This window comes from Brasilonema angustatum, assembly GCF_059505445.1.
On record NZ_JCACKO010000125.1, the window covers coordinates 17,982 to 27,524 of the forward strand.

Below are 9,543 nucleotides of genomic sequence, written 5' to 3' on the forward strand. Positions count from 1 at the left end.
ACAAAACTGAACGCATTGGATAGGGGTGATGGACAACTCTTATAAATAGAGGTTTTTAATATGTATAATTCTGATTTTTTCCGACTTTATCTATTAACAGAAAATAGTTTTAATCAGACAAACCTGATGTTAGCCAAAGTGGAAAGGGCAACAGATAATACCACAACAAAACCGCATATCGAACTTATGCCCCATTACCCACACTTGGTTGCTCCTATTTGCTTAATCATTCTTTGGGCAATTACCGTTTTTCTTTTTCTATCAAATTTCAGGAAGTTTCAAAAAAATCGCAAAGCAATTACCAACCACTACCAACAATTTCGTTGTTGGAACTGTCGATATTTTCAAGACAACCATTATCTGAATTGTGCGGTACACCCTTCTATTGTTTTAACGAAAGACGCGCTCAATTGTCCTAACTTCTGGTCTAAGACTAGCATAACCAAACCGGAATCTACCGATGATCATCTGTGCTGATACCTATATCGCCTTTCCTCTGTATAGCTCTCACGCATCAAGTGTTTAATTTATATCTAGTGACGACAACGCCCTGATGACTGTATCATATCGTGCCTCAATATCCTCTCGATCCAATTCCTCCAATAAGTTGTGACTGCCGCGTCTAATCATGTTGGCATGACGCAACAGCGGCGCACGGTTCTTTTTGTTATGAGTGCACTCAGCAATAGTCGCGATCACCTCCAGCAAGCGGATTGTGACAGCCACGTCTTGTCGCCCGTACTGTCGAATCTGGTGAAAGGCATCATCAACTAATCCTGCAAACGTCACCTGATTAGTAACTAGGCGGAGGTTGTTGTTGTCATCGTAGCAGTAGGGGGACGGGAAATCTCTTGCAGCCAGACGGCAGAGTGCTGCACTGAGTTGGTCAATACACCGGATTGCTGTAAACGGATCGTTGACAGCAGGGGAAATCGCACGAATGGCGATCTCGACTAGCTGCTTAATGGAGAACTCTACATCCTGGAACGCAGTGCGTTCTCTACCCAAAATAAATGCATGATTGATCTGTTTGGTGAGCTTTCGATTCACACGTTCAGGGGGCAAAATCCTAACCAACTCGCTACCTCGTATAATAAACTTGCCTGGGCGGTGCTTAAAATACAACAGAAGGTCTTTGGATTTGGCGATATTCATCAAGTGGTCGTAATCAATTGCCCGAATATAACCGCTACCAGTCGCCAAGATTGGGTAAGCTTGTTGGTCGAAACCCGTTGGGATTTTCTCAACAAGTTGCCGCTTGTGTTCCGGGTGACGATTTCCCCGATTTTCAGAGAATAGGTCATCAATATTAGATTCCAGTTCCTCACTAATCTCCCTAATGATGTGCCACGCATGAATCGAGGTTGAGGCGTGGTGGATGAAGTAGATTAGAACAATGATACTAGCGATCGCCAGCAGGATGGCGACTGTGATTGAAATTTTTGGCACAAACGGTTGCTCTCCATCAACATGGACACTCCGCAGCACCAGCAAACAGTAGATAAACGTGCCGATGAACGTGCCGAGTACGAACTGAAATCTTATATCCTGCATAAAATTTCGCAGTACTCGTGGACCGAACTGTTGGGAAGCCAGCGTGAGGGCTACGAGCGTGACTGAGAAGACGGTACCAGCGACGGTAATCATCGAACTAGCAATGGTTGAAAGCAGAGTCAGCGCACTATCCCCTCCGCCAGTGTAAGTCTTCAAGCCCAGCTTTTCCATCAGTCCAGACTTGCCTGTCAAGTCAAGTGTCAGCATGAAGAAAGCCAGCGTGATCGCCCCACCTGTCATGAGTGTCGGCACAAACCAGTAGCTAGAGCGCAGGATTTCCCGAAGTTTGATCCGGTTATAATTTTTCATCTGCCATTATTTTCACATAAGACGCACTCGCTACTGTCTTAAGCGCTGCCGCTTTAAAAGTACCTGCATCTGAACCAACTTTGTAAGGAAAGCACCCTCAACGGCATAACTTCAATATCTCTTTAATCGTCACCCCCAAGCCGTGCTGACTCTAAGTCAAGGCCACGCTCGATTCGCTGCAGCACCTGATAACTAAAGTTACATAATCAAATCTAAACTTACTATTCAAAATCAATGCAAGTACTTAGGCTCATTTCCCCCTGCTTCCTTGAATTATTGTCTTAATGTTAAAACCCTCTGCTTCATTTAAGTTTGGGGAAGAATTAGCCGATATAGCTTGCTTATAGTTCCGAAGCTCTGTTCGCGCCACAGGGTTTGAACCTAACTTGCCTCTACCTCGACTTAAGTGGAAACTCGGTTCACTCAGAGCGACTGAAATCAACACAAAAGTAACTGTAATTACGTCAAAACGAACATGAGTTAGTGCCACAAGAAGATTTTGTAACTTGTTTTGTCGGATAAGAGCTAGTTCTTTCGACACTTTAGGAAGGCGAAGAGCCTGAGTGTTAGTGTTATTATTCCTCATTTGAATTAATTTGATAATGTGGACGAATCAGTCACCAACCCCTGACAGTTTCGACCCGATGTCACTCCATTTGGCAGTATTGTTTTGCATAAAGTGACAGAGTGGCTATTCTGGATGTCGTCAGTTCTTGAAGCTTTCACAAGATTTGCACGGCTGAGATTCGCATTCCTGAAATCAGCTCTATTTAGCTTAGATGCTTCTAGATTTGTTCGCTGCAAATCAGCACCAACGAGTAATGTACTTTTAAGGTTTGCTCCGGTAAGATCAGCTCCTTGCAAATTTGCTTCGCGAAGGTCTACCCACTCCAAATTTGCATACCGGAGATTGGCGTTCTTCAAATTAACTCCTTGAAGGTTAGTTGAGCGCAGATCAACTCCTTCTAAGTTTGCTCCCGACAAGTTCATTCCTGATAGATTACAGTTCAGACATTTCCTTGTTTCTTGAAGCTGTTGAATCGTGTGTTGTCGAACAAAGTCATTACCTTGGCTAACCAGGGAGGGAATAAGGGCGATCGCCCCAGGAATGACCAGACGTAATAAGGGAATCATAATACGGAGATTTTTTGAAAATTGAGTAACTAAATTGAGTTACTACAGGCTATTAGGTTGCTGTAACTTCACACCACCACTAGCAAGTTAGGTAAATGTCTGCAATTTGACTACTAAATCAGGCTGTGGTTGGAGTATCTAAGTATTAGGTATATGAGTAGAGCGAAAAGAAGTATTCATGATTTTAATCGTGTACAAAAGCTGAACTTATTAAAGAGCTTCAAGAAGAATTCAGAAGTCAGAAGTTAGAATGGGCTGCGCCCCACTCTGCTAACAGATTCAGGAATATGGAGATTCAAATCTCAACTAACTGTGAACATCGTATAGACGGTGGGGATTTAAACCTAAGACGAGTCCAAGCGTCGTACAGGAGGCATTCTGACTCCTGACGACTGACACCTCTGTTTTTTGTGTTAAATCTGTTGAATTCGCAACATGCTTAGCTGAAATTAAGCATGTTTGATTGCTCGAAGAATAAATAGGATGGGTTTTCTTAAGAGTAACTTTCAGAGCAGGAGTCATCATTGGATGAATAGCTACTGCTAAAATTTCATCTTCTGGATAAATTGTGGGATTCTCTATTGCTAGAATGACTTTACCTTCTCTTACAATTCCCAATAGAACACAATTTTCCGGTAACGGAATATCGGCAAAACAAACACCACATAGAGTACTATTAGGTTGAATGAAAACACCAACTAGACTCGGTTCAATCAAATCTTTTTCTTGGAACACAAACCCAAACACCAAAAAAAGTGTTTTTTAAACTCTTATCTTATTATTATGTGACTTTTCTCTCAAAGAATGATCTCATTCCAGATAGATTTTAAGATAAAATATGCTATATATTAAATTATATAGATGTTTAGTATCGCAAATAAACTGTATCTATTTACAGATATGGTTTTGATATACAAGCTATCTTCAGAATGAAAATTTTGTTGTTCATGAACTCTTGTGACTCTTGAGTTCTGAGGCCTTTATTCTTCTTGCTGAACTTTTTATTCATCCGCCAGTCCACAGGATTCGTTCTGATGTCAAGTCCGACTTATTATTTACAATATGTCCGCCACGAGTGGAGACGCTCTTGCAACGTCCGATTCGTGCGCTTTGCGCTTACGCGACTGACTTGTCTTAAGAGCACTTATTGTTACCCATTCAAAATAAATTATTAACTTTTCTTGAACTTATGAGTACACTAAGCAAGTAAGATGGTGTGTAGCAATGTTAATACGCAAATAATGTACAGTTCTTATACTGTTTGCTCTAACAGTACCTACTTACGTCCTGCTCGTCGCGGCAAGCACAAGATTTTTATTGGTATGGCTCCTGGTGTTGGCAAAACCTACAGGATGCTAGATGAAGCCTGCCGACAAAAAAAAGATGGTATAGATGTTGTTCTTGGATGGCTGGAAACTCACGATCGCCCAGAAACAGATGCTAAAACACAAGGTTTAGAAGTGATTCCACCAAACAAGATAGAACAGGGCGGGTTAATCTTCACCGAGATGAATACTGATGCGATCATTGCCCGCCAACCTCAGCTTGTTTTAGTTGATGAACTAGCACACACCAACATTCCAGGAGCAGAGCGCAACAGACGGTACCAGGATGTAGAGACAATTTTGGCAGCAGGTATTGATGTTTTTTCTACTGTCAACATACAACACTTAGAAAGTCTGTGCCATCAAGTCACGCAGATGACGGGTGTCGTTGTGCAGGAGTGTATTCCAGACAGTTTACTGGAAGCAGCAGACCAAGTGGTTGTTGTGGATGTCACGCCAGAAACATTAGAAGAGCGATTGTTGGAAGGGAAAATTTATCCAACAAAAAAAATCGAGCCATCCATACAAAATCTCTTCCAACGTTCCAACCTGGTAGCTCTGCGAGAACTTGCCCTGCGACAGGTAGCTGATAACATAGAAAAGAAAGAAATTCAGCAAGCCGCTCGACTAAACTCCAACGCTAAAGCTGTCAGCGCAAATGCCTACTGTATCCACGAACGAATACTGGTTTGCGTTTCTTGCGCGCCAAACTCTGTGCAATTGATTCGACGCGGAGCTATATTTGCTGATTACATGAACGCACCGTTCTACGTTTTGTTTGTGAACAATCCAGACCATTTTCTGACAAAAGTAGAAGCATTGCACGTTGAAACTTGCAAGCAAATCTGCCAAGAGTTTAAGGGTGAGTTTTTGCAAGTGTCTGGTCAGAACGTAGCACAAGAAATTGCTCGTGTTGCAAAGTTATACCGAATTACTCAGGTAGTATTGGGTCAAACTCGTCGCTTAAAGTGGCAAACGATATTTACAGAGTCTCTCATTCACCAACTGGTGCGATCGCTCAACCAAACCGATATCCATATTATCTCATCTGAAAAATAACCAAAACCAAGCAAATCCAAAGCGTACCGTAGCTACTTGCGACTACAGTGGTACGCATAGTGGAGAATTTGCTAAGCAAAAATATTGAACCGAATTTGTCTCTACCTGGAACAGAGTAAGAATTTCTGAGAAGCAATCACGTTTAATATAATGTCCGGTTAAAGATTTATGATTAAGACAGCACCCAGTGCAGGGGAGATCTGGAGCACCGGGTATGAGTTTTCAAGCTGTTGCACAGATGCACCGAATAATAACTAATCAACCGGGCTTGATATTAAATCATTGTTTTTCTAATTTATGTTACAAGGATTTTTTCAAATTGCTCTGACGTTACTGCTTGTAGTAGTGCTGAGTCCTATTTTGGGAAGGTATTTGGCTCAAGTTTTCATGGCAAGGAAAACTTTGCTTGATCCGGTTATGAAGCGTGTAGAACAAATTATTTATTTGGTCTGCGGTGTTGAACCTGAAAAAGACATGACTGGTCAGGAGTATGCAACAGCCGTGCTTGTGAGCAACTCAGTTATGGCCATTTTCGTTTTTTTACTGTTGATGTTTCAAGAATGGTTGCCTTTAAATCCAACAAATTTAAAGGCACCTACTTGGGATACAGCTTTGCACACAACCGTTTCATTTTTAGTTGCTGCTGACCTACAACACTACACACCCGAGACTACCATGTCTTATTTCAGCCAGGTAGCGGCTTTAGGTTTTTTGATGTTTGTTGCTCCTGCAACTGGCTTGGCTGTAGGAATTGCTTTTTTTCGGGGCTTGAGCGGCAGAAAGTTGGGCAACTTTTACGTGGATTTAACCCGCTCTATTACGCGAGTTTTACTACCAATGTGTATTATTGGCGCTGTAGTGTTGATTAGCTTGGGTGTCCCAGAAACAATAGCCGGTCCTGTAAAAGTCACAACTTTAGAAGGAGCAACGCAAACTATTGCCAGAGGTCCGGTAGCTCACTTTGAAATTATTAAGCTGCTGGGGGAAAACGGTGGCGCTTTTTTTGGTGCAAACTCAGCTCACCCGTTTGAAAATCCCAATGGTGGTTCCAATCTGTTGGAAGTCTTTGCCATGCTTATTATTCCGGCGGCTGTAATTCATAGCTACGGCGTGTTCATCAATAACACTAGGCAGGGCAAGCTACTTTTTTGGATGGTGTTTGCTATCTTTGTGGTTCTGGTTGGGACGACTGCTGTAGGTGAGTATCAAGGCAATCCACTGGTAAATGCGATCATTGGCGAGCAGCCGAATTTAGAAGGCAAAGAAGTGAGGCTGGGTTGGGCGCAAACTGCTCTGTTTGCTATAACTACTACCGCCACCATGACTGGTTCAGCCAATGGGATGTTCGATTCCCTTATGCCATCTGGTGGTTTCAGTGCCCTGCTTAATTTATTTCTTCAGGTTATTTGGGGAGCAATGGGAACTGGAGCTGCTTCTTTGTTAATTTACTTATTTTTAACTGTGTTTCTAACTGGCTTGATGGTTGGACGTACTCCAGAATTTTTAGGACGCAAAATTGAACAACGGGAAATAACCTTGGTTAGCGTGATTGTGCTCATCCATCCTTTGTTGATTTTAATTCCTAGTGCAATTACTCTTGCCTTTCCTGATACTTTGGCAGGTATTAGTAATCCCGGCTTTCATGGTCTGACTCAAGTTATCTATGAGTATGCCTCTGCTGCGGCTGGCAATGGTTCTGGCTTCGAGGGGCTAGCTGATAGTCAACCTGCATCCACCGCTTTATGGTGGAATTTGACTACCAGTATTACCTTGTGGGCGGGACGTTTTATCCCAATCATTGTCCTGCTACTTTTAGCCGACAGTATGTCACACAAACAAACAGTACCTGCAACCTCCGCGACATTGAGCACAGATACTGGTCTGTTTACAGCAGTAACAACTGGGGTCATTTTGATTTTGGGAGTATTGACTTTTTTGCCAGTTCTGGCATTAGGACCTGTAGCCGAAGCTTTTCAACTGATAGCTAGACGGTAGCTGATGGGTAGGGTTGAATACTTAAGGATATTTATTACCAGTAGGACTTACGCAAAAGAGATCCCCCAACCCCCTTAAAAAGGGGGCTTTTAAGATTCCCCCTTTTTAAGACAGATCAAATTTCATCGAGTCTGTCATTAGCATCTTTAGCAAGTTCAACACATCGGACACTCGCAATCATTCCACAAGCAGCAGTCACTGCACCTTCATTCGCTTTTCCTGTCAGCAGAAGCCCAGCACCTGTAAGACCAATAAAAGCAGACACTGCGGTAGAAATGATTGCAAGATTAAAACTATAACGTGCTTGTCGCAGGCGTTCACGAGCAATACTCAGTTCTATCGGAGAGTCAGAGTGAGGGATTGGCTTGTTATTCATAGATTTCGCAGAGCAAATAAACTTCATACTTCTAATGTGCAGCCAAACGCCTGTAATCTTGACTACGCAACGATTGTGTTGTTCATCACCTGTGACCTTTCTATGATTGTCTTATGCGCTACTTTTGATTGCACAAGCGTTAAGCGTTTGCGTAGCGCCCCCTTAGGGGCTAGCTCTGCCGTAGGCAATCGCCTTTAACATGGAAGAAGTCAAAAGAAACAAGGAAGATAGAAGTTGGTCTTGTTCCTTGTTTCTTCCATCTTCTTGCTTCGCTTAAAAAAACTCTGGTCAAACCATGACAGATCCTAGCCAAAACAGAAAAAAGAAAATAACTATCATCGCGTCTCCACAAGGTGTAGAGAGAGCAGAAAATGCTTTGATAAGGCTAGGATTTGATTCAAAAAGTAACTTTGCCAAATCTCAATTATTAGCTCGTAATACAGTTACAAAATTTTTTCAGCGTCAACCAATTCAGCTTGATTCTTTTAAAAGAATATGTGAGGCATTGAAACTGAAGTGGATAGACATAGCAGAAGAAGAACAATCTGAGCGAATAGAAAGAAAATATAGCAGTAGCTTAGAAACTAATGAGGAGGTGGGGCAAATGCAAACACTTCACCGTAAAGTAACTGTAATAGATAAACAAAGTAAAAAAAAGAAAGCTGAAATTATATTAAAAGGCGATCTGAATTCAGTTCACAACTTAGAATTTATTCAATTTATTTTACAACAACATTCAGGAGACACTATAACAATTACTGATATTCAAGAAGGCAGTATCAGATTAATTGTAGAAGGTTCTCAAGAAGATATCGAACGGCTTATATCTCAGTTTGAATCAGGAGAACTAACACAAGTAAACGGTTTTCCGGTTGAGGATGCTCAAATTTTGAGCGAAATTTCAGATGATGACGAAAGTAACGAATTAGATGATAAATGGCGTCTAGTGCAAGAGATTGTTAGTCAGCCAGTTAAGGGGCGAAATTTGAGAGGTGCTGACTTGAGCGATGTTGACTTAAGTGGTGCTGACTTGAGTGGTGCTGACTTGAGTGGTGCTGACTTGAGTGGTGCTGACCTGAGGGGTGCTAACCTAAGTGATACTGATTTAAGCAGTGCAATAATTGACTCTCAAACAAAACTTGATGATGTACATATTCCTGTTGAAAATATTCAGCTACTACCTGGTGAGACATTAGATAATAACGAGAGTCTAATCCAAGATGGTGCAGTTGATACATCTGGTAGTCAAAACTTAATTTTTCGTCACAATCGAATTAGTGTAAAACTTATTTTTGCAAACTTGATTCGTTGCAACCTGGATGGTGCCTTTCGGATACTTATCAATTTGTTCAGTGCCAATCTCAAAGGTGTCTACCTGAGGGGTCTCTATCTAAGGGGTGTCTACCTCAGGGGTGCCAACCTGATCGGTGCCGACCTGAGCGATGCCAACCTGAGTAGTGCCGACCTGAGCAATACCAACCTGATCGGTACCGACCTGAGAAGCAACCTCAGGGGTGCCAATCTGAGCCATGCCAACCTGTGGATTGCCAACCTCAGCCATGCCAACCTCAGCCATGCCGACCTGAACTATGCCAACCTCAGCCATGCCGACCTGAACCATGCCGACCTCAGCCATGCCGACCTCAGCCATGCCGACCTGAACCATGCCGACCTCAGCCTTGCTTACCTCAAGGGTGCAGTTATTAACAAGGAAACGCGGATTGATGGCAAGTGGCGTTTCATTTGGGAGATTGTTAATCAGGGAGCTGTATGTCAAGATTTAAGTAATGC

At 42.4% G+C, this 9,543-nt stretch carries 9 protein-coding genes; 4 read left to right on the plus strand and 5 right to left on the minus strand.

Going from position 1 to position 9,543, the window contains the following annotated elements:
- Positions 1-60: 60 nt before the first annotated feature.
- On the plus strand, positions 61-477 hold the full coding sequence (locus tag AC5JM2_RS21030) for a hypothetical protein (protein ID WP_495836781.1): 417 nt from the start codon (positions 61-63) through the stop codon (positions 475-477).
- A 45-nt stretch (positions 478-522) separates the two neighbouring features.
- Here AC5JM2_RS21030 and AC5JM2_RS21035 read toward each other — a convergent pair whose 3' ends face one another.
- From AC5JM2_RS21035 to AC5JM2_RS21050, 4 genes are all read right to left on the minus strand, one after another.
- Positions 523-1,863: a DUF2254 domain-containing protein gene (locus AC5JM2_RS21035; protein WP_495836782.1), complete on the minus strand. Its 1,341-nt coding sequence runs from the start codon at positions 1,861-1,863 to the stop codon at positions 523-525.
- A gap of 250 nt (positions 1,864-2,113) precedes the next feature.
- Positions 2,114-2,449 carry a hypothetical protein gene (locus AC5JM2_RS21040; protein WP_495836783.1) on the minus strand — a complete coding sequence of 112 codons (336 nt, stop codon included), beginning with the start codon at positions 2,447-2,449 and terminating at the stop codon, positions 2,114-2,116.
- Between the two features lie 5 nt (positions 2,450-2,454).
- Entirely contained in the window at positions 2,455-2,997 is a 543-nt protein-coding gene (locus AC5JM2_RS21045; RefSeq protein ID WP_495836784.1) for a pentapeptide repeat-containing protein, read from the minus strand.
- A gap of 306 nt (positions 2,998-3,303) precedes the next feature.
- On the minus strand, positions 3,304-3,744 hold the full coding sequence (locus AC5JM2_RS21050) for a TrkA C-terminal domain-containing protein (RefSeq protein WP_495836928.1): 441 nt from the start codon (positions 3,742-3,744) through the stop codon (positions 3,304-3,306).
- 494 nt (positions 3,745-4,238) lie between these two features.
- Between AC5JM2_RS21050 and AC5JM2_RS21055 the strand changes: the two genes are divergently transcribed.
- Together AC5JM2_RS21055 and kdpA are read left to right on the plus strand one after the other, a co-directional pair.
- Complete coding sequence (locus AC5JM2_RS21055) at positions 4,239-5,381, plus strand: sensor histidine kinase KdpD (protein ID WP_495836785.1); 1,143 nt, start codon at positions 4,239-4,241, stop codon at positions 5,379-5,381.
- Between the two features lie 297 nt (positions 5,382-5,678).
- Positions 5,679-7,376, plus strand: coding sequence for a potassium-transporting ATPase subunit KdpA (gene kdpA, locus AC5JM2_RS21060; protein ID WP_495836786.1), 1,698 nt, complete (start codon positions 5,679-5,681; stop codon positions 7,374-7,376).
- Between the two features lie 115 nt (positions 7,377-7,491).
- On the opposite strand, the gene AC5JM2_RS21065 is transcribed toward kdpA, so the two are convergent.
- Positions 7,492-7,752: a TRADD-N-associated membrane domain-containing protein gene (locus AC5JM2_RS21065; protein ID WP_495836787.1), complete on the minus strand. Its 261-nt coding sequence runs from the start codon at positions 7,750-7,752 to the stop codon at positions 7,492-7,494.
- Between the two features lie 295 nt (positions 7,753-8,047).
- Between AC5JM2_RS21065 and AC5JM2_RS21070 the strand changes: the two genes are divergently transcribed.
- Positions 8,048-9,543 (plus strand): pentapeptide repeat-containing protein (locus AC5JM2_RS21070; protein WP_495836788.1); only part of this gene is annotated, 1,496 nt, incomplete at its 3' end.